Here is a 19237-nt window from a genome sequence, read left to right as displayed (position 1 = left end):
GCCCACGGAGGACTACGCGGTCTCGGGAAGCGGGGCCTCGTCGGGTCGGCTGTCTGCTGTGCCCGCCGTGTCGCCGCCCGGGCGCCGGGTGCGCTCCGCCCATGCGGTCACCGGCGGGCCCGCCGCGCCCACGGCCGCGAAGAACGCGCCGAGCAGCAGCCAGCCCGCGTGTCCGAGCCCGAGGACCGCCGTCGTGAGGACCACCGGGGCCAGGGCCTGGCCGGCGTTGAAGCCGACGCCGAAGAAGCCCTGGTACTGCCCCTGGGCGTGGTCGGGGGCGAGACCGAAGCCGAGCGCGTAGCCGCCCGAGGACTCCCACACCTCGCCGAGACTGTGCACGCAGACGGCGAGGACGGCGAGCCCCGGCGCGACCCAGGCCGGAACGTCCGCGGTCAGGGCCATCAAGGGGCAGCTGACCAGGAAGAGCAGCCCCGCGAGGCGGAACGCCCGGCCGCCCTGGCGCGGTGTCTCCACCCGGGAGCCGATCCTGCTCTGGAGCAGCACGCAGACCCCGCTGTTGACCGCGGAGACCGCCGCCACGGTCCAGCGGGGCGCGTCGGTGTGGGCGGACAGCCAGATCGGCAGGAGCAGGGAGACGGTCTGGTACTGCAGGCCCATCGCGCCGTAGAGCGCGACGAAGGACACGTACGGCCGGTCGGACAGGACGGCCCAGCGGCGGTGCTCCTCCGGCCGGGGCAGGGGCCGGTAGTTCGGGACGCCGCCCAGGGCGATCAGGCCCGCGCAGGCGAAGCTGGCGGCGTTGGCGAGGATGAGCACGGTGTACGCCGCGCGGGTGTCGACCGCGACGGCGAAGGCGGCGCCGGCGGTGCCCAGGACCACGCCGAGGTTGACGAACGTGCGGAGCTTCGCCATGAAGGCGGCCGGGCGTTCCCCGCCGGCACGGGCGATGAGCGCACCGCCTGCGGCGCCGCCCGCCGTCGCCGCCAGCCGGTCCAGGGTGGCGATGAGCGTGAACGTGATCCAGTCGTCGATGAAGACGAAGGCGGCCATCGCCGCGGCCTGCGTCGCGAAGGCCGTCAGCCAGACCGTGCGCGGCCCGTACCGGTCGGCCAGGTTCCCGGCCGGGATCCCGGCCAGCAGCCCGACCAGGCCGGCGACCGTGAGGCCGACCCCGACCCGCGCGGCGGGCAGGTGCACCACCAGCGTGAAGTAGAGCACCGAAGCGGTGTTGAACAGCCCGTTGCCCACCCGGTTGACGAAGCTCGCGAGGATGAGGGCACGCTGGGGGCCGCTGGGGCCCGCTAAGCCGGGTATCCGCAGCCCGGCGCTCTTCGCGATCATGCTGAACAGGTTAACAGCGCCCCCACCGGCAGCTTCGGCACGGTCCCGGCCGCCGCTGCGAGCCCCACCGTTCTGAACACCACTGCCGGCGGGATGAACTGGCGACAGGTCAGAAAAAAAGGAACCATGCCGAAGGCGGGAAGTGCCCGCCACGCAATAGGAGGTTGAACGGTCCGACTTCCCGTGCGCGGCGGGCGCGGCGGGGCCGTTATCCTGCCCCGATGGAAGATCGCGAAGTGCTCGCCGGGGGAGTCAACCACGTGGTCCGGGAAGGGGATCGGGTGCGCCGCCCGGCCGGGCCATGGAGCGGGACGGTGCAGCGGCTGCTCGCGCATCTGGCCGACACGGGGTTCACGGGCGCGCCGAGGCCGTACGGGCTGGCCGCGGACGGTGCGGAGGAGATCGTCGGGTACCTGCCCGGCGAGGTCGGGCACGACTTCGGCGCCCCCCAAGTACGCAGCGACGCCTCGCTGGTGGCGGTGGCCCGGCTGCTGCGCCGGCTCCACGACGCCACTGCGGGCTTCGCGCGCGAGCCGGGCGATGTGTGGTACTTCCCGGCGCGCGAGCCGGCGGAGGTGATCTGCCACGGCGACGCGGCCACCTACAACACGGTGTTCCGCGACGAACTCCCGGTCGCCTTCATCGACTTCGACACCGCACATCCGGCTCCGCGGCTCTGGGACGCGGCCTACACGGCGTACCGCTTCGTGCCGCTCTACGCTCCGGACGAGGTGGAGCTCACGCTGGAGGTGCCGGAGGCCCTGCGCCGTCTGGCCCTGTTCGCGGACGGCTACGGGCTGTCCGGCGCGGAGCGGGCCGAGCTGCCCCGGGTCGCGGCCGAGCGCCTGCGGGCGCTGGTGGCGTGGATGCACGAGCAGGCGGAGGCCGGTCACCCCGCGTTCGCGCGGCACGTCGCGGAGGGTCACGACCGCCGCTACCTGACCGATGCGGACTGGATCGAAGGCACCTTCGCGGCGCCCGCCGGGCCCGTTAACGGCGGACACTGAAGGGCGGGAGGAATTCCGGGACGGGAGGAATTCCGGGACGGGAGGAATTCCGGGACGGGAGGAATTCCGGGATCGGGACGGGAGGTACACCCACTCTCCGCCACTCTCAACTTATAGCGTACGGGGGGCCTTGCGGCAAGGCCCCCTTCGTGGCGCAGAATTGCCGACCGTTGCCAGGACCTGCGGAAATCCGGGGCCTGCGGAAATCAATGGGGGCTTTTGATGTTCGACGTGATCGTCGTCGGCGGTGGACCGACCGGGATGATGCTGGCCGCCGAGCTGCAGTTGGCCGGGGTGCGTACGGCCGTGCTCGACAGGTTGGCGGAACCCTTCGAATTCGTCCGGGCGCTGGGCCTGCACGCGCGCAGCGTCGAGGTGCTGGACCAGCGCGGCCTGCTGGAGCAGTTCCTCGCGCTGGGCCGGCAGCACAGGGTCGGCGGTTTCTTTGCCGGGCTCGGCACCTCGTGGCCCGAGGGGCTGGACACCGCCCACTCGTACGTCCTCGGTATTCCGCAGCCCGTCACCGAGCGCCTGCTGACCGAGCACGCCGTCGGGCTCGGCGCCGAGATCCGGCGCGGCTGCGAGCTGGTCGGGCTGAGCCAGGACGAGGACGGGGTGACCGCCGAGCTCGCCGACGGCACGCGGCTGCGTTCGCGCTACCTGGTCGGCTGCGACGGCGGCCGCAGCACGGTGCGCAAGCTGCTCGGCGTGGACTTCCCGGGCGAGCCCAGCAGGGTCGAGACGCTGCTGGGGGAGATGCAGGTCACGGCGGACCCGGAGACCCTGGCCGCGGTGTCGGCCGAGGTCCGCAAGACCCAGACCCGCTTCGGCTTCATGCCTCTCGGGGACGGGTTCTACCGCGTGATCGTGCCCGCCGAGGGGGTGGTCGAGGACCGCGCGGCCGAGACGACCCTCGACGAGTTCAAGGAGCAGCTGCGGGCGTACGCCGGCACCGACTTCGGCGTGCACTCGCCGCGTCGGCTCTCCCGCTTCGGTGACGCCACCCGGCTGGCCGAGCGCTACCGTGTGGGCCGGGTGCTGCTGGCCGGCGACGCCGCGCACATCCACCCGCCGACCGGCGGGCAGGGCCTCAACCTCGGCATCCAGGACGCGTTCAACCTCGGCTGGAAGCTGGCCGCCGAGGTGAACGGCTGGGCACCGGAGGGGCTGCTGGACAGCTACCACACCGAGCGGCACCCGGTGGCCGCGGCCGTCCTGGACAACACCCGCGCACAGATTCAGCTGATGTCCGTCGAACCCGGCCCCCAGGCCGTGCGCCGGCTGCTGTCGGAGCTGATGGACTTCGAGGAGGTGAACCGGTACCTGATCGGGAAGCTCATCGCGATCGGGCTCCGCTACGACTTCGGCGAGGGGCACGAGCTGCTCGGCCGGCGGATGCGGGACATCGGGCTGAAGCGGGGCCGCCTCTACGGGCTGATGCACGGCGGCCGCGGTCTGCTGCTCGACCAGACCGGCCGGCTCTCGGTGGCCGGCTGGGAGGACCGGGTCGACCACGTGGTCGACGTCAGCGACGAGCTGGACGCGCCCGCGGTGCTGCTGCGGCCGGACGGCCACGTGGCGTGGGTCGGCGAGGACCAGCAGGAGCTGCTCGGCGCGCTGCCGACGTGGTTCGGCGCCGCCGCCGGCTGAGCGTGCGGCCGTGCAGGGCCCCGGAGTCCTACCGCTCCGGGGCCGCCGGGAGGCGGTACACCGAGACGTGGGAGCGCGAGTCGGCGGTGAAGTCGGAGCCCTCCCAGTCCGCGTGCCTGCTCTCCAGTGCGAAGCCGGCGAGTTGGGCCATGAGGTCGAGTTCGGCCGGCCAGACGTAGCGGTGCGGGCTGCGGAAGAGTTCGGCCTGCCGGCTGCCGTCGAACCTGAAGTGGTGGGACACGACGTGCTGTTGCAGGACGTCGTACGTGTCGAGGCCGATGTACCCGGGCTCGGAGTGGAAGACCGTCGCCGGTTGGCCCGGTGGGAGCCTGCGCAGCTCGGGTACCCAGAGCTCGATCACGAACCTGCCGCCGGGCGCGAGGTGGCGGGCGGCGTTGCGGAAGCACGCGACCTGTTCGGACTGGGTGAGCAGGTTGGAGATCGTGTTGTAGACGAGGTAGACGAGCGTGTACGCCCCCGGGGCCCGTGCCGTCGCCATGTCGCCGACGACCACCGGGATTTCCGCCTCGTCCGCCTTCGTGCGGAGCCGGCCGATCATCGGGAGCGAGAGCTCGATGCCGGTCACGGGCACACCGCGCCCGGCGAGCGGGACGGCCACCCGGCCGGTGCCGATGGCGAACTCCAGCGCCCGTCCGCCGTAGGCGAGTTCGGCGAGGCGGTCCACGGCCGGCTCCAGGACCTCGGGGGCGAACATGCCCGTGCCCGGCGTGTCGTAGTTCCGTGCGGCGTGGTCGTCCCAGACCTGATCCTGTTCCATTCCCTCAACGGTGTGCAACGGCAGGCGAGTTGTCCAACGCTTTTGCGGCCCCGGGGATGATCCGGGGGTGATCGGGGGGCGGTCCGGGGCGGTCCGGGGCGTCAACGGCCCGCGGCCGGGCGGGCCGTGGATCGCGCCGGTGCCGGTGGGTATCGTCGCCGTATGCCCGAACTGATAGCGCCCACCGTCCGCCTCCACGCCGCCTGGACCCGGGCGCACGAGGAGTGGGGGCCCGGCCACCACGAGGACGGGTTCGGGCTGTTGCCGTCCGACGAGACCGCATCGTCCGAGGGGTTCGCCGTCTGGGTGGCGCGGTTGGCGGACGCGTCGGGCGACCCGGCGGAGGGTGTCCTGGCGGGAGGTGACCCGGCGGTCCGGGAGGCGTTGGACCGGGCGCGGTGCACCTACCGTTGGATCGTCGAGGGTGACGAGGTCCTCGGCGGGATCGCGCTGCGGCACGGAAACGGCGATCGGGTACCGGAGTTCGGCCACATCGGCTACGGCATCCGGCCGTCCGCGCGTCGGCGCGGACTGGCGACCTGGGCGCTGGGCCGGATGCTGGAGGAGGCGCGGGGGCTGGGCCTGGACCGGGTGCTGCTCACCTGCGCGGTCGGGAACACCGCCTCGGCGAGGACGATCACGCGTCACGGCGGCGTGTTCGAGGGCGTCCGGGAGACGAGGTTCGGTGCGGTGCGGCGCTACTGGATCGAGGTCTGACGGAGGGGCCGAGATCTGACGTGTGGATCGAGGCCTGACGGACGGATCGAGACCTGGCGGACCTGGGCCTCGGTGACATTGCAGTGTTACTGTTCCGCTCATGTCCAAGGTCGAGATTGACGCGCTGACCGCCGAGTTCTTCGGCGCCTTCGACAACCGGGGTGGCAAGCCCGCCGACGTCGCCCGGCTCCGCCGGCTGATCGTGCCGGGGGGAGTGATCGTCAACACCGGCCCGAGCCTGACCGTCTACACCGTGGACGAGTTCATCGAGCCCCGCGAGCAGCTGCTGAGCGATGGCCGGCTGGTCGAGTTCTCCGAGTGGGAGACGGCCGAGCGCACCGAGATCGTCGGCGACCTCGCGACGCGCTTCGGCGAGTACGGCAAGTCCGGGATCATGAACGGCGAGCCGTACGAGGGTGGCGGGACCAAGGCCTTTCAGTTCGTCCGTACCCCCGAGGGCTGGCGGATCGTCTCCTTCTCCTGGTCCGACCACATCTGACGGACCGTCATCTCAGTGGACGCCGTTGGGCTCCCCGGGCCGGAACCACGGCCGGGGAGCCCCTGCGTCGGCGGCGCCTCCGCCACCGGCTCGTCAGCCGGTGGCGCCGCCCCCGGTCAACGCCGGACCATCCGCACCCCGGCGACCTCCAGCAGGCCGTCGAGCTCGACCTTCCCGACGGTCTGCTGCGGGCTCACCACGAGTCCGTCGCGGCGCACGATGTCGAGGAGCCGCTCGGCCAGCGGCATGACCATGTGCCGCCCCCAGCAGCGCTCGCTGGCGTGGCCGAAGGGGAGGTAGCCGGGCTGGTCGTCGGGGTCGAGGCCGGCCCACCGTTCGGGGCGGAACGTGTCCGGGTCGTCCCAGAGCCGCGGATCCCGGTGGGTCAGCAGCGGGAGCATCAGGATGTCGTCCTTCGGGCCGATCCGGTCGTCCACGGCGAGGTACTCCGGGGAGGCCATCCGCAGGATGTTCCAGGACGGGGGCAGCAGCCGCAGCGCCTCCAGCAGGATGTCCCGGTTCGGCACGCCCTCGTCGAAGGGCGAGCCCAGCCAGAGCGCATTGGTGACGAGCGCGGACACGGTGAAGCAGACCGGCGCGGCCACCCGCCGGTACAGGTACATCGCGTACCGGCGGTCGTCATAGGTTTCCGCATTCAGCACGCGGGCCGCCAGATTGGACAGCGGAATTTCCGTCCCCGGCTTTCCGAGCATGGCCGTGCCGGCCGCCACGGCCATCCAGGTCAATTTCGGGGTGAGTTCCAGCCGGCGGTCCACGAGGACGCGGAACCGGAAACTCTCGCGGCCGAAGACGAGATCCCTGAGATAGACGTGGGCGACGTGCGGCCATTTCCCGGTGAGGTCGACCGAATCGCCCAGGGGCTTTTTCAGCGCGGCCCGGACGTCGGCCGAGACGGCCTGCATGAGCGCGGACGCGTCGGTCCGGGGGACGGACCTCCCCTGGACGGGTTTGAAGGTCGGCCGCTCCTCGTCGTTGGCGGGCCTGCTGAGGAGCAGGCTGTCCATCAGGTCGACGCCCGCGACCCCGATGGTGTCGTCCTCCAGGCGGAAGAGGTCAGACCCGCGGTACGTGCGAAGAAGCGCGTCGATCCGCGGCGCGAAGACGGTGGCCCGGGTGTTCCCGCCGGTCCTGGACAGAGACATCGGTGAACTCCAAGGGTGAGCGGCCCGTGCCCGGGTGGACCGATTCCACCGGGCACGGGCCTGGCAGCGAACTGCCCGATTAGATCCAGCCGTACCAGGCGTAGGCCTTCAGGCTCTTCTCCGGCATGACCTTCTTCACGAAATGCACGAGCTTCATGACAGTACCTCCGTCTGAGAGTGAACCGGACGAATCATGCAAAGGCCGACGGGGGGCGGTGGGTAAGTCCGCAGAATTCTGCGTTCCGCTTCTCGTCGCCGGAAAAAGTGAAGCCCAGCACGAAATAAGCGTCAAGTGACGCAGTTCACACGCCGGTCGGCGGTGCCGGCGGGTTTCGCGTTTCCCCGCGCCCGATTCGACCGCCTGGGGTGCGAAATGAACGGCCCTGGGCGCATCGTGCCCATCGGGGCGGTTGTAAGGGGCCGCGGGGTGCGCGACGGCGCTGGTCAGCGCCTCGCCCCGGGTGGCGGCCGCATGAACGGCACGCGTCCGCGGCCCGGCGGCGGGACGTCCTGACGGGATTCCGGGAGACGCGGCACGGGCCGACGGAACGTTCGGTCTGCCCTTTCGGGCATGCGACATGTCAGGGCCGGACGGGGGCGGGCAGGGGCGTTCGCCGGCCGGTGCCGGGACGGGATGGCCGGCCGGGGCGGGGCGTCACGAGGCCAGGGCGGTCAGCCGGAGCAGCCGGTACCAGTGGCTGGTCGCGAGGTCCTCGGGCCCGAGCCCGGCCAGGTCGCGGAAGCCGGGGGCGGCCACCCAGTCGGTGAAGAAGGTCCCGACGTCGTCCGTGAGCCGTTCCAGCCGGCAGCCGGTGTACCAGACGAAGCCGTCGTCGGGCACCCGCCAGACGCTCCCGTCGCGGTCGACCAGCAGCGGGTTCCCGCGGGCCCGGCCGAAGAAGTGGAAGCGCGAGGCGTCATCGAGTGGTGCACCGCCGGGCAGCTCGGCGCCGACCAGGCCTTCGGAGAACTGCTGCCCGTCGAGCTCGTCCGCGGGGAAGAACCGGGTGGAGTGGTTCAGGTAGGCCGTCGGAGGCGGCCAGCAGGTCCGCCACGGCGACGGGTGTCCCGGCGGGGATACGGCTGCGCTCGGCGCGGGCGGGAAGGTCGCAGTCCCAGAGCCCCAGCCGGTGGCGGTGCTCGGCGTGCGCTGCGCGCAGCAACTCCGTGAGGGCGGCCAGGCCGACGCGGTCGTTCGTCATGCGGATCCCCCTGCGGACGTGTGGGCCGCTGCCCGGGCGTCGGCGCCGGACGCCCCGGGGCACCGGCCCGCCCGTCGTCCCGGTCAGCCCCGGCCCGGCGGTCCGGTGCCCGCCGGAGCCGGCCGACCGGTGTGCGTCAGCGCTTCTTGGCCGACTTGGCCGGCGTGGCCTGGGGGGCCGCCTGCTTCTGCTGCTCCTTCTCGTGCTTCTCCTTGACCCGCACGGCCTCCCGGCGGACCTCGGCCTGGATGGTGCGCTCGCGCGCCAGCCAGTCCGGGTTGGACTCCTTCAGGGCGTCGATCTGCTCCGTGGTGAGGGCCTCGGCGACCCCGCCGCGGGCCAGGCCGGAGACGGAGACGCCGAGCCTGGCCGCGACGACCGGGCGCGGGTGCGGGCCGTTGCGGCGCAGATCCTGGAGCCACTGCGGCGGCTCGGCCTGCAGGGCGTTCAGCTCCTCGCGGGAGACCACGCCCTCCTGGAAGTCGGCAGGGGCGGCGTCGAGGTAGATGCCCAGTTTCTTGGCCGCCGTGGCCGGCTTCATGGTCTGGGTGGTCTTCGGCTTGAGCGATGTCATGGTCACTAGGGTAAGCGAGTGAGTGGCGGCCCCGATCACGGTCGGTAGCCTTGCTGCGTGACAGAGATGCAGGCGAACCCCTCGTTCCGGCTGGTGTACGTTCCCGGCGTGACGCCCGGTAAGTGGGTGCGCGTCTGGGAGCAGCGGCTGCCGGACGTCCCGCTCACCTTGCTCGCCGTGCCGGTGGAGGACGGCGAGCCCACGCTGCTGGGCGGCGGTGCGGACGCCGGGCTCGTCCGGCTGCCGGTCGACCGCGGCAGCCTCAGCGCGATCCCCCTCTACACCGAGACCACCGTGGTCGTCTTCCCGAAGGACCACTGGCTGGCGGCGGCCGAGGAGGTGCCGGTGGCGGACCTGGCCGACGAGGTCGTCTTCCATTCCATGGACGACTCCCTCGGCTGGCAGGACCTTCCCGGGCGGCCCGCATTCGAGCGTCCGGCGACCACGGCGGACGCGATCGAGCTGGTCGCGGCGAACGTCGGCGTCCTGCTCGTGCCGCAGTCGCTCGCCCGGCTGCACCACCGCCGGGACCTCACCTACCGGCCCGTTCCGGACGCGCCGCAGTCCCAGGTGGCGCTCTCCTGGCTGGAGGAGCGGACGACCGACCTGGTGGAGGAGTTCATCGGCATCGTCCGCGGCCGGACGGTCAACAGCTCCCGCGGCCGCGCGGGCGCCGCCCAGCCCGAGGAGAAGCCCGCGACGCCGGGCGCCCGGCCGCGCGGCACCGGTGCGGGCAAGCCGGCCGCCGGGAAGTCGGGCGGCGGCAGGACGGCCGGTGGCAAGACGTCGGGAGGCAAGGCGTCGGGAGGCAGGACGGCCGGCGGCAAGGCGTCGGGCGGGAAGTCCGGCGGGGGCAGGCCGGGTACCGGCAAGGCGGCGGGCGGAAAGTCCGGCGGAGCCCGCCGGGGCCGTCCGGGGAGGTAGTCGGGCCTCGCCTAGGCTCGACGGCCATGAGCGAATTAGTGGCGCACGACGATGCGCAGCGGAACCGGGACCGGGACCGGGACCGGACGTGGGCATGGGTCGAGGGGCGGTTGGCCGACGGCAGCAGGGTGACCGGGGGCAGTCGGCTGCGGGGCGGGTTCACCTCGGAGATGCGCCGACTGCGCGTCGAAGGCCCGGAGGGCGCAGAGGAGTTGGTGCTCCGCTCGTTCGTCGCGCCGTTCTACCTCCGGCATGCCGAAGGCCTGCTCACCAGGGAGGCCGACATCCTCACCCTGCTCGGCGCGGACGGCGGCGGCGTGCCGGTGGCCACGCTGCGCGGGGTGGATGCGACGGGGGAGTTCTGCGCGTACCCGTCGCTGCTGATGACGCTGCTGCCGGGCACCGTCCGGGTGGACGAGGAGGAGCTGGACCAGCGCTGCCGGCTGCTCGCCGGGCAACTGGCCCGGATCCACCGCGTCGACGTGCCGGAGCACGCGCGGCCGCGGGACTACCAGGCGTGGGTGACCCCGGAGGGCGTGCGGCGCCCGGCGGGGAGCGCGCGTCCGGAGGTGTGGGAGCGGGCGGTGGAGGTGATCCGCCGCCCGCCGCCGTCGTTCCCGGGCCGCTTCCTGCACCGGGACTACCACCCGGGCAACGTGCTGTTCAGCGGCGGCGGGAGTACGGGCGAGCTGCGGATCACCGGTGTGGTGGACTGGGTGGAGACCTCCTGGGGCCCCGCCGACCTGGACGTCGCGCACTGCTCCACCGCGTTGGCCCTGCTGTACGGCGTGCCGGCCGGGATGGCGTTCGCCGGCCGTTACCTGGAGGCCGGCGGGGACCTCGCGGTGGAGCCGGCCGACCACCTGTACTGGCGCCTGCTCGACGCCCTCGCCTTCGCCCCCGACGCGGAGAAGGTGGGGGTGAGCTGGCGCGAGCTCGGCCGGACCGACCTGACCCCCGCGCTCCTCGCCGGGCGGCTGGAGGAGTACGTCGAGGAGCTGCTGAAGCGCTTCGGGTGAGCCGCTCCGGGTGAAGCCGCTCACCCGGCAGAGGTGTCCCGGCGGAGGTTTCTCGGCGGAGGCGCCCCCGGCAGAGGTGTCCCGGCGGAGGCGCCTCCGGCCCAGGTGCTCCGGTCGTTCAGTGCTGGTGAGCCCCCTCCGGAGCGGTCGACGGGGCTGCGGTCGTCGACGGGGCCGCAGCCGTCGACGGGGCTGCGGTGGCCGGGGCGGCGCCGTCCCCGGTGGCGACGGTGAAGGCCGCCGTGCGGACGGTGTCCCCGTGCTTGAAGTCGAGGAAGAGACGGTAGGCGCCCGGGCTGGGCGCGGTCGCGGTGAAGGCGACCTCCGGCCCGGGCGTCGTGCTCTCCGGGTGGACGTGGAGGTAGGCGAGGTCTCCGGCGCGCAGGGCGACCAGGTGGCCGTAGGCGCCGAGGTAGGGCTGGAGGTCGGTGACCGGCCGGCCGTCCTTGGTGACGGTGAGGGTGAGCCGGGCGGGCCGGCCGGGGGTGAGGTCGCCGCCGAGGGTGACGGTGTAGCCGTCGACGGCGACGCTGCGTCCGGTCTCCGGCAGGGGCGCGGGGCGCAGGTCGCCGGCCGCGTGGAGGTCGGTGCCGAGGGTGAGCCCCTCGGCGGCGCCGGCCGGGGTGAAGTCGGCGAAGACCCGGTACTCGCCCGCGGCCGGCAGGGCGGTCGCCGCGCTCCAGGTGCCGTCGGCGGCCCGCGTCGGGTGCAGGTGCTGGAAGGTGGCGAGGTCGCGCGGGGCGACGATCAGGTGCAGCTCCTTCTCGTGCTCCGGGCGGTAGTCGGTGACCGGGCGGCCGTCCGCGCCGAGGATGCGGAACCGCAGGTCGGTCGGGGCGCCGGCGGTCACGAAGGGGCTGTCGAGGCTGAGCGTGTAGCCGCGTTCGGAGACCTGGAGACCGCCGGGCAGGTGGTCGCCCGCAGCCTCGGCCCCGGCTGGGGCCTCCGCGGCGTGGCCGGTGTGGCCGGTGTGGGCGGCCGCGGCCGGGCGCGGTGCCGGGCCGGTACCGGTGGCGTGGCCGACCCCGTACGCGGCGCCGAACGCGGTGGTGAGGCCGGTGGCGAAGGCGGCGATCTTCAGTGCGGTGTTCATGGCGGAGCTCCTTCGGGAGCGGGCGTGGGTGCGGCCGTGTGCGGGGGCGTGGCGGGGATTGGCCGGGATTGACCGGGGGGGCGTGCGGCGCCGGGCGGGCGGTGCTCAGGCGCGCATCAGGCGGGCGATGGCGTTCGAGGCCTCGGCGACCTTGGCGTCGGCCTCGCCGCCGCCCCGGGCGATGGCGTCCTGGACGCAGTGGCCGAGGTGACTGTCCAGCAGTTGCAAGGCGACCGACTGGAGGGCCTTGGTGGTCGCCGAGACCTGGGTGAGGACGTCGATGCAGTAGTCGTCGGCGTCGACCATCCGCTGGAGCCCGCGCACCTGGCCCTCGATGCGGCGCAGCCTGCGCATTACCTGGTCCTTGTCGTCGTGGTAGCCGGCCATGCGGGCCTCCTCCGGTTGTCGGGTGGGCGCTTCGATGCCTGCAGTAGATACCCCTAGGGGGTATTGCGTCAAGCGGGATCGACTCTCCCCGTAGGTACCCCTGGGGAGTACTTGGTGCGGAAGGTTCGCGCCGGTCGGCGGGGGTTGCCAGTGATACCCCCCAGGGGTATAAAGGAACTACGCACCGACCGATACCCCCACTGGGTATCGAGCAACGGCACTGCTACCACCGGAGGAATCCCATGTCCTGCTGCTCCGAGAACGGCACCTGCTCCACCACCGCCACGGTCGAGGCGCCCGCTGCCGCCGTCACCACCGTCTACGCGGTCGCCGGGATGACCTGCGGCCACTGCGAGCAGGCGGTCGGCAAGGCGGTTTCCGCCCTGGCCGGCGTCACCGCCGTGAGCGTCGACGTCCAGGCCGGCCTGGTCACCGTCTCGGCCGAGGCCGAGCCGGACGAGGCGGCCCTGCGCGCCGCGATCGACGACGCGGGCTACGAGCTGACCGGCCGCGCCTGAGCCCGCCGCCCGCCCCGGCCGCCGGGGTCCGGAAAACCCCTGGGGGGTATCCCGGAGCCCGGCCGGGAGCAGGCCCGGAAGGCCAGGGCCGGACCTGAACCACTCTGATCCACGACCCACGAGGAGCCCAGATGACCACCCAGGCACTCGCCTCCACCGAGGTGGAACTCCAGATCGGCGGCATGACCTGCGCCTCGTGCGCCGCCCGGATCGAGAAGAAGCTCAACCGCATGGACGGGGTCGAGGCCACCGTCAACTACGCCACCGAGAAGGCCAAGGTCGTCGTGGTGGACGGCGTCGAGGTGGCGGACCTGATCGCCACCGTCGAGGCCACCGGCTACACCGCCGTCCTGCCCCGCCCCGCCGCCACCGAGCCCGCCGGCGCCGCGGCCGGGGCCGCCGAGGCGGACGAACTCGCCCCGCTGCGGCAGCGGCTGATCACCGCGCTGGCCCTCGCCGTCCCCGTCATCGCGATGGCCATGGTGCCGGCCCTCCAGTTCGACAACTGGCAGTGGCTCTCGCTCACCCTGGCCGCGCCCGTCGTCACCTACGCCGCCTGGCCGTTCCACCGGGCCGCCTGGACCAACGCCCGGCACGGCGCGGCGACCATGGACACCCTGGTCTCGCTCGGCACCGGCGCCGCGTTCCTCTGGTCGCTCTGGGCCCTGTTCCTCGGCAACGCCGGAATGCCAGGGATGCGGCACGGCTTCGAGTTCACCATCGCCCGCAGCGACGGCTCGTCCAACATCTACCTGGAGGCCGCGGCCGGCGTCACCGCGTTCATCCTGGCCGGCCGCTACTTCGAGGCGCGGTCCAAGCGCACCGCCGGCGCCGCGCTGAAGGCGCTGCTCGAACTCGGCGCCAAGGACGTCACCGTGCTGCGCGGCGGCGCCGAGGTCCGCATCCCGACCGCCGAACTCGCCGTCGGCGAGCTGTTCGTGGTCCGCCCCGGCGAGAAGATCGCCACCGACGGAGTGATCGAGCAGGGCGCCTCCGCCGTGGACGCGTCGATGCTGACCGGCGAGTCCGTGCCGGTCGAGGTCGCCGTCGGCGACTCCGTCACCGGCGCCACCGTCAACGCCGGCGGCCGGCTCGTCGTCCGCGCCACCCGGGTCGGTGCCGACACCCAACTGGCCCGGATGGCCAAGCTGGTGGAGGACGCCCAGAACGGCAAGGCCGCCGCCCAGCGGCTGGCCGACCGGATCTCCGCCGTCTTCGTGCCGATCGTCATCACCCTGGCCCTGGCCACCCTCGGCTACTGGCTCGGCACCGGCGAGGGCTGGGCCGCCGCCTTCACCGCCGCCGTCGCCGTGCTGATCATCGCCTGCCCGTGCGCACTCGGCCTGGCCACCCCGACCGCACTGCTGGTCGGCACCGGGCGTGGCGCCCAGCTCGGCATCCTGATCAAGGGCCCCGAGGTCCTGGAGTCGACCCGCCGGGTGGACACCATCGTCCTGGACAAGACCGGCACCGTCACCACCGGCCAGATGACCCTGCTCGCCGTCCACGCCGCCGAGGGCGTCACCGAGGCCGAGGCGCTGCGCCTGGCCGGCGCCCTGGAGCACGCCTCCGAGCACCCGATCGCCCGCGCCGTCGCCACCGCTGCCCGGAAGGCGGGCGAGCTGCCCGCCGTGGAGGGCTTCGAGAACGTCCCCGGACTCGGCGTCCAAGGCGTCGTGGACGGACACGCGGTGCTGGTCGGCCGCGAGCAGCTGCTCGCCGACTGGTCGCAGTACCTGTCGGCGCCGCTGGCCGAGGCCAAGCGCCGTGCCGAGGCCGCGGGACGGACCGCCATCGCCGTCGGCTGGGACGGCGAGGCCCGGGCCGTGCTGGAGGTCGCCGACGCCGTCAAGCCCACCAGCGCCGAGGCCATCGCCCGGCTGCGCGGCCTCGGACTGACCCCGATGCTGCTCACCGGCGACAACGCCGCCGTGGCCGCGACCGTGGCGGCCGAGGTCGGCATCAGGCCGGAGGACGTGATCGCCGAGGTGCTGCCGCAGGACAAGGTCGCCACCGTGCAGCGCCTCCAGGCCGAGGGCCGGGTCGTCGCCATGGTCGGTGACGGCGTCAACGACGCGGCCGCCCTCGCCCAGGCCGACCTGGGCCTGGCCATGGGCACCGGCACCGACGCCGCCATTGAGGCCGGCGACCTCACCCTCGTCCGGGGCGACCTGCTGGCCGCCGCCGACGCCATCCGGCTCTCCCGCCGGACCCTGGCCACCATCAAGGGCAACCTCTTCTGGGCCTTCGGCTACAACGTCGCCGCCCTGCCCCTGGCCGCCGCCGGGCTGCTCAACCCGATGATCGCGGGGGCGGCGATGGCCTTCTCCTCGGTCTTCGTGGTCGGCAACAGCCTCCGGCTCCGCACCTTCCGCTGATCCTGCCGCCCGCCGCCCCTCACCTCTTCGGGTGAGGGGCGGCTGTCGTGCCGGTGACGGGAAGACCCGGTGGGTAGCGTCGGCCGGGTATCGATCCCCGTACGAAGAGGAGACCGTCGTGAGCGCCGAACCGACCCGTAGGATCGTCGTGGTCCGGCACGCCAAGGCCGAGTGGAGCGACGTCGACGACCACGAGCGCCCGCTGGCCGACCAGGGCCGCAAGGACGCACCCGTCGCCGGCCGTTGGCTGGCCGGTGCGGGCATCGAGCCCGACCTCGCACTCGTCTCCACGGCGGTCCGGACCCGGGAGACCTGGAAGCTGATGGTCCCCGAGCTGCCCCAGCGGCCCAGGAGCGTCTTCGAGGACCGGCTCTACGAGGCGAGCCTCGGCGAAATCATCGCCCTGCTCAACGAGGTGTCCGACGAGGTGGCCGACGTCGTCCTCGTCGGCCACAACCCGGGCGCCCACGCCCTGGCCGACGCCCTCGCCGGCGAGGCCGACGGCGATCTGCTCGCCAGGATGAACCGCTCCGGCTTCCCCACCTCCGCCGTCGCGGTGCTCACCTTCACCGGCTCCTGGAAGAGCGTCGAGCACGGTGCCGGCCGCCTGGTCGCCTTCTGGGCGCCGCACGCCTGACCGCGCCGGACCGCTGGACCGCTGGACCGCCGGACGGCGGCCTCCCGTGTGCCGACGGGGGCCGGCGGACCGACCGGCGGCCTGACCGACGGCGGGAAAAGCGCTGGCCGCCGGCGGCCGCCCGCTGGCATGCTGGCCGGGTGGAGAGACCGGAGATCTGGCTCAGCTTCGCCCCCGAGCTGCACCTCTTCGTCGCCTCGGCGCGGCGGGGGGCGCCCACGGCGCTGCGAACCGACGGTGCCTCGACGCTCGGGCACGTGGTCGAGTCGCTCGGCGTCCCGCTCACCGAGGTCGGCGCCCTGGTCGCGGACGGTCGGCCGGTGGGCGTCGGGTACGCCCCCGCCGGTGGCGAGCGGATCTCGGTGGAGGCGGTACCCAGGCCGCAGCCCGCGGCCGCCCCCGTCCGGTTCCTGCTCGACGTCCACCTCGGCACGCTGACGCGCCGACTGCGGCTGCTGGGCATCGACGCCGCCTACGAGAACCCGGACATCGGCGACGCCGCGCTCGCCGCCCGCTCGGCCGCCGAACAGCGCGTCATGCTCTCGCGCGACCGCGGCCTGCTGCGGCGCCGCGAACTCTGGGCCGGCGCCTACGTCTACAGCCACCGGCCCGCCGAACAGCTGCGGGACGTCCTGTCCCGGTTCGCGCCGCCGCTCGCCCCCTGGAGCCGGTGCACCACCTGCAACGGTGTGCTGCGCTCCGTCACCAAGTCGACGGTGCAGGACCAGCTCCGGGACGGCACCGAGCGCTCGTACGACGCGTTCGCGCAGTGCACCGAATGCGGCCAGGCGTACTGGCGGGGCGCCCACCACGCCAGCCTGGACGCCATCGTGGCCGACGCGGTGCGCGAGTTCGGGACGTCGGCGCTGTCCGAGGCGTGACGCCGTGACGTGACGCGGCGGCGTGAAGCGGTTACGTGATCCGGCGGAGTGAAGCGGTTCCGTGACACGGTTACGTGATCCGGCGGCGTGACCCGGTGGCGTGACGCGATGGCGTGACGCGATGGCGTGACCCGGTGGTGTGCGGCCGAGGCCGGCGCGCGGGGGAGTCACGTGCGGGAAGTGACGCGCGGGGCCTGACATGTGGGGGCCTGACGTGCGGTGCTCCGGCGGTGGTGCCGCGCCCGGACTCGCCCGTGGGGCGTTGCCGACGTAGGTTCGTAGTGTCCGCACGGAAGGCGTCCGGCGCATGCTCGAACTGCGTATCCGTCTCCTCGGCGGTTTCCGGGTACGGGTGGGCCCGCGCGAGATCGCCGCCGAGGCGTGGCGCCTGCGGAAGTCCCGGAACCTGGTCGAGGTGCTCGCGCTCGCCCCCGGCCAGCGGCTGCACCACGGAGAGGTGCTCGCCGCGCTCTGGCCCGAACTGCCGCCCGAGGCCGGTGCCGAGCAGCTGCGCGAGGCCCTGCACGAGGCCCGGCACACCCTCGACCCGGACCGGGCCGGCCACCGGCGCTACCTGGAGTCGGGCGAGAGCCTCGCCCTGCACGGCGGCCCGCTGGGGGTCGACGTCCAGGAGTTCGAGCAGGCCGCGCTGCACGCCCGCCGCAGCCGGGACCCCGACGCGTACGAGCGGGCCGTCGCCCGGTACGGCGGCGACCTGCTGCCCGAGGACCGCTACGAGGAGTGGGCGGCCGAGCGCGAACAGGCCCTGCACGCCGAGTACCTGGCACTCCTGGTCGAGCTCGGCAGCCTGCGCGAGGCACACGCCGACCTGGACGGCGCCGCGGCGGCGCTGCGCCGGGCCGTGGCCGCCGACCCGCTGCACGAGGACGCCTCCCTCGCGCTGATGCGGGTGCACGCGCTGGCCGGGCGACGGCACGAGGCGCTGCGCGAGTACGACCGGCTGGCCGCCGCACTGGAACGCGCCCCGGGCCGCGAGCGCCCCGGGCCCGCCGCCCGACGACTCCGGGAACAGGTCAGGACCGGCGGCGATGTCCGGGCCGAACTCACCGGCGAACTCTGGGAACACGTCGGAGACCTCCGGATGCTGGCCGGCGACACCGTGGGCGCCGCCGCCGCGTACGGCTCCGCCCTCGCCCCGGCCGTGGTGGACCTGCCCGCCTCGCCGGGCGTCCTCACCGGGCGGGCGGCCGACGGCACCGGCCTGCGGGCCGCGCGGCTGCACCGCAAGGCGGCCACCGCCCACCTCGCCGGCGAGTCGGCGGCCGGTGCCGAACCCCACCTGGAAGCCGCCGGGACGGCGCTCGCCGAAGCCGGCGGCGATCCGGCCGAGACCGGCCGGCTGCTCGGCCTGCGCGCCAACTGGCTCCGGGCGTCCGGCCGTTACGCGGAGGCCCAGCAGGCGGCCGAGGCCGGAATGACCCTCGTCGGGGAACACGGCACCGCCGACGACCTGGCCGCCGTCCACGAGACGCTCGCCGTCGTCCACCACTCCCGGGGCGACTGGCGGGAGGGCCTGCGGCGCGAGATCGACCGGCTCGGAGCCACCGCCGACGACGACGTGCGGCTGGCCCGGACCTTCGACATCCACTGCTGCCTCGGCGAGTACCACCTCTATGGGGACGGCCTGAGCGACAGCGTCGAGGAGTACGCCCGGCACACCCTCGACCTGGCGATCGCCCGCGGTGCGCGACGGGCGGAGGCCTTCGCCTGGTGTCTGCTCGGGGAGTCGCTGCTGCTGCGCGGCCACTGGGACGAGGCGCCCGGCTGCCTCGAACGCAGCGCCCACCTCTACGAGGAGATCGGCGGCCGCGCCGACGCACTGCCCTGGCAGCGGCTCGCCGAACACGCGGCCGGGCGCGGCGACAGCGCCGAGGTGGCCGGCCACCTGCGGCAGGGCATGGCCGCGGCCGCCGTCTTCCCGCTCTCCCGGCACGCCTTCGGACGGCTCTACGCGACTGCCGCGCTGGACGCCGTCGAGCGCGGCGAGCCGGGCGAGGCCGTCCGTGCGGCGCGGTCCGCCGCGGTGTACGCGGCCCGGCACGGCGAGTGCCCGAGCTGTACGGCGCTGCTCCACCCGGTGGCGGCGGAGGCGTTCGCGGCGCTGGGGAACGCGGACGGCGCGGCCGAGCACGCCGAGGCGGCGCAGCGGGTGGCCGCCCGGTTCGACAGCTCGGCCTGGCGGGCGATGGCGCAGTCGGCGCTCGCCTCGCTGGGCTCGGCCCGCGGTGACCCGGAGGGCGCCCGGGCCCACCACCTGGCGGCGGCCGGTCTGTACGGCCGGGCGCGGCAGCCGTACTGGGCGGCGCGGGCCAAGGCCCAGGCGGTGGCGGTGGCCGTCGGGGCGGGGACCAGGGCCGGGGTGGAGGAGGCGGACCGACGGCTGCGGGCGGAGGCCGCGGCGGTCTTCGAGACGCTCGGCGCCCGCCGTGCGCTGGCCCGGGTACGGGAGCCGGGGCGGGTGACGGGGCGGGTGGCGGTGGGGGGCGG

General features: G+C 73.9%; 18 protein-coding genes. 11 read left to right on the top strand and 7 right to left on the bottom strand.

The features are described 5' to 3' along the window. Positions 1 to 12: 12 nt before the first annotated feature. Positions 13 to 1302: an MFS transporter gene (locus C2142_RS33380; RefSeq protein WP_148646533.1), complete on the bottom strand. Its 1290-nt coding sequence runs from the start codon at positions 1300 to 1302 to the stop codon at positions 13 to 15. Between the two features lie 221 nt (positions 1303 to 1523). On the opposite strand from C2142_RS33380, the gene C2142_RS33375 reads away from it, so the two are divergent. Together C2142_RS33375 and rox are read left to right on the top strand one after the other, a co-directional pair. Then, positions 1524 to 2309, top strand: a complete 786-nt coding sequence (locus C2142_RS33375; RefSeq protein WP_148646532.1) for a phosphotransferase — start codon at positions 1524 to 1526, stop codon at positions 2307 to 2309. A gap of 222 nt (positions 2310 to 2531) precedes the next feature. Continuing rightward, entirely contained in the window at positions 2532 to 3959 is a 1428-nt protein-coding gene (rox, locus tag C2142_RS33370) for a rifampin monooxygenase (RefSeq protein WP_148646531.1), read from the top strand. A gap of 28 nt (positions 3960 to 3987) precedes the next feature. Here the strand turns inward: rox and C2142_RS33365 are convergent, their stop codons facing one another. Next, a complete protein-coding gene (locus C2142_RS33365; RefSeq protein WP_148646530.1) occupies positions 3988 to 4737 on the bottom strand; it encodes a class I SAM-dependent methyltransferase in 750 nt (249 codons plus the stop codon). Positions 4738 to 4899: 162 nt separating this feature from the next. Between C2142_RS33365 and C2142_RS33360 the strand changes: the two genes are divergently transcribed. Then, the gene (locus C2142_RS33360) at positions 4900 to 5454 is read left to right on the top strand and encodes a GNAT family N-acetyltransferase (protein ID WP_148646529.1); all 555 of its coding nucleotides are present in this window, start codon (positions 4900 to 4902) and stop codon (positions 5452 to 5454) included. Between the two features lie 100 nt (positions 5455 to 5554). After that, a complete protein-coding gene (locus C2142_RS33355; protein WP_148646528.1) occupies positions 5555 to 5953 on the top strand; it encodes a nuclear transport factor 2 family protein in 399 nt (132 codons plus the stop codon). A 116-nt stretch (positions 5954 to 6069) separates the two neighbouring features. Here C2142_RS33355 and C2142_RS33350 read toward each other — a convergent pair whose 3' ends face one another. The 3 genes from C2142_RS33350 to C2142_RS33340 all read right to left on the bottom strand — a co-directional run bounded on the left by C2142_RS33350 (position 6070) and on the right by C2142_RS33340 (position 8892). Beyond that, positions 6070 to 7116 (bottom strand): cytochrome P450, encoded by a 1047-nt coding sequence (locus tag C2142_RS33350; RefSeq protein ID WP_148646527.1) that lies wholly within the window; start codon positions 7114 to 7116, stop codon positions 6070 to 6072. Positions 7117 to 7771: 655 nt separating this feature from the next. Continuing rightward, positions 7772 to 7957, bottom strand: a complete 186-nt coding sequence (locus tag C2142_RS33345) for a hypothetical protein (RefSeq protein WP_148646526.1) — start codon at positions 7955 to 7957, stop codon at positions 7772 to 7774. 497 nt (positions 7958 to 8454) lie between these two features. Further along, entirely contained in the window at positions 8455 to 8892 is a 438-nt protein-coding gene (locus C2142_RS33340) for a DUF5997 family protein (protein WP_148646525.1), read from the bottom strand. 57 nt (positions 8893 to 8949) lie between these two features. On the opposite strand from C2142_RS33340, the gene C2142_RS33335 reads away from it, so the two are divergent. Together C2142_RS33335 and C2142_RS33330 are read left to right on the top strand one after the other, a co-directional pair. After that, the gene (locus C2142_RS33335; RefSeq protein ID WP_148646524.1) at positions 8950 to 9816 is read left to right on the top strand and encodes a LysR family substrate-binding domain-containing protein; all 867 of its coding nucleotides are present in this window, start codon (positions 8950 to 8952) and stop codon (positions 9814 to 9816) included. A 26-nt stretch (positions 9817 to 9842) separates the two neighbouring features. Further along, complete coding sequence (locus tag C2142_RS33330) at positions 9843 to 10835, top strand: aminoglycoside phosphotransferase family protein (RefSeq protein ID WP_148646523.1); 993 nt, start codon at positions 9843 to 9845, stop codon at positions 10833 to 10835. 118 nt (positions 10836 to 10953) lie between these two features. Here the strand turns inward: C2142_RS33330 and C2142_RS33325 are convergent, their stop codons facing one another. Both C2142_RS33325 and C2142_RS33320 read right to left on the bottom strand, forming a co-directional pair. Further along, positions 10954 to 11928 carry a hypothetical protein gene (locus tag C2142_RS33325; protein ID WP_148646522.1) on the bottom strand — a complete coding sequence of 325 codons (975 nt, stop codon included), beginning with the start codon at positions 11926 to 11928 and terminating at the stop codon, positions 10954 to 10956. A gap of 105 nt (positions 11929 to 12033) precedes the next feature. After that, entirely contained in the window at positions 12034 to 12315 is a 282-nt protein-coding gene (locus C2142_RS33320) for a metal-sensitive transcriptional regulator (protein ID WP_148646521.1), read from the bottom strand. A gap of 242 nt (positions 12316 to 12557) precedes the next feature. On the opposite strand from C2142_RS33320, the gene C2142_RS33315 reads away from it, so the two are divergent. From C2142_RS33315 to C2142_RS41780, 5 genes are all read left to right on the top strand, one after another. Beyond that, the gene (locus C2142_RS33315; protein ID WP_148646520.1) at positions 12558 to 12833 is read left to right on the top strand and encodes a cation transporter; all 276 of its coding nucleotides are present in this window, start codon (positions 12558 to 12560) and stop codon (positions 12831 to 12833) included. 131 nt (positions 12834 to 12964) lie between these two features. Beyond that, on the top strand, positions 12965 to 15211 hold the full coding sequence (locus C2142_RS33310) for a heavy metal translocating P-type ATPase (protein ID WP_148646519.1): 2247 nt from the start codon (positions 12965 to 12967) through the stop codon (positions 15209 to 15211). Positions 15212 to 15329: 118 nt separating this feature from the next. After that, complete coding sequence (locus tag C2142_RS33305) at positions 15330 to 15848, top strand: histidine phosphatase family protein (protein WP_148646518.1); 519 nt, start codon at positions 15330 to 15332, stop codon at positions 15846 to 15848. Positions 15849 to 15988: 140 nt separating this feature from the next. Next, positions 15989 to 16729, top strand: coding sequence for a Mut7-C RNAse domain-containing protein (locus C2142_RS33300; RefSeq protein ID WP_148646517.1), 741 nt, complete (start codon positions 15989 to 15991; stop codon positions 16727 to 16729). A 307-nt stretch (positions 16730 to 17036) separates the two neighbouring features. After that, positions 17037 to 19237: BTAD domain-containing putative transcriptional regulator (locus C2142_RS41780; RefSeq protein WP_194235830.1), on the top strand; the 2201-nt coding region annotated here is incomplete at its 3' end.

Source organism: Streptomyces sp. CB01881 (assembly GCF_002953255.1).
Classification (GTDB): domain Bacteria; phylum Actinomycetota; class Actinomycetes; order Streptomycetales; family Streptomycetaceae; genus Kitasatospora.
Note: the sequence above shows the minus strand (reverse complement) of the source record. Positions and strands in the feature narration are given on the sequence as shown.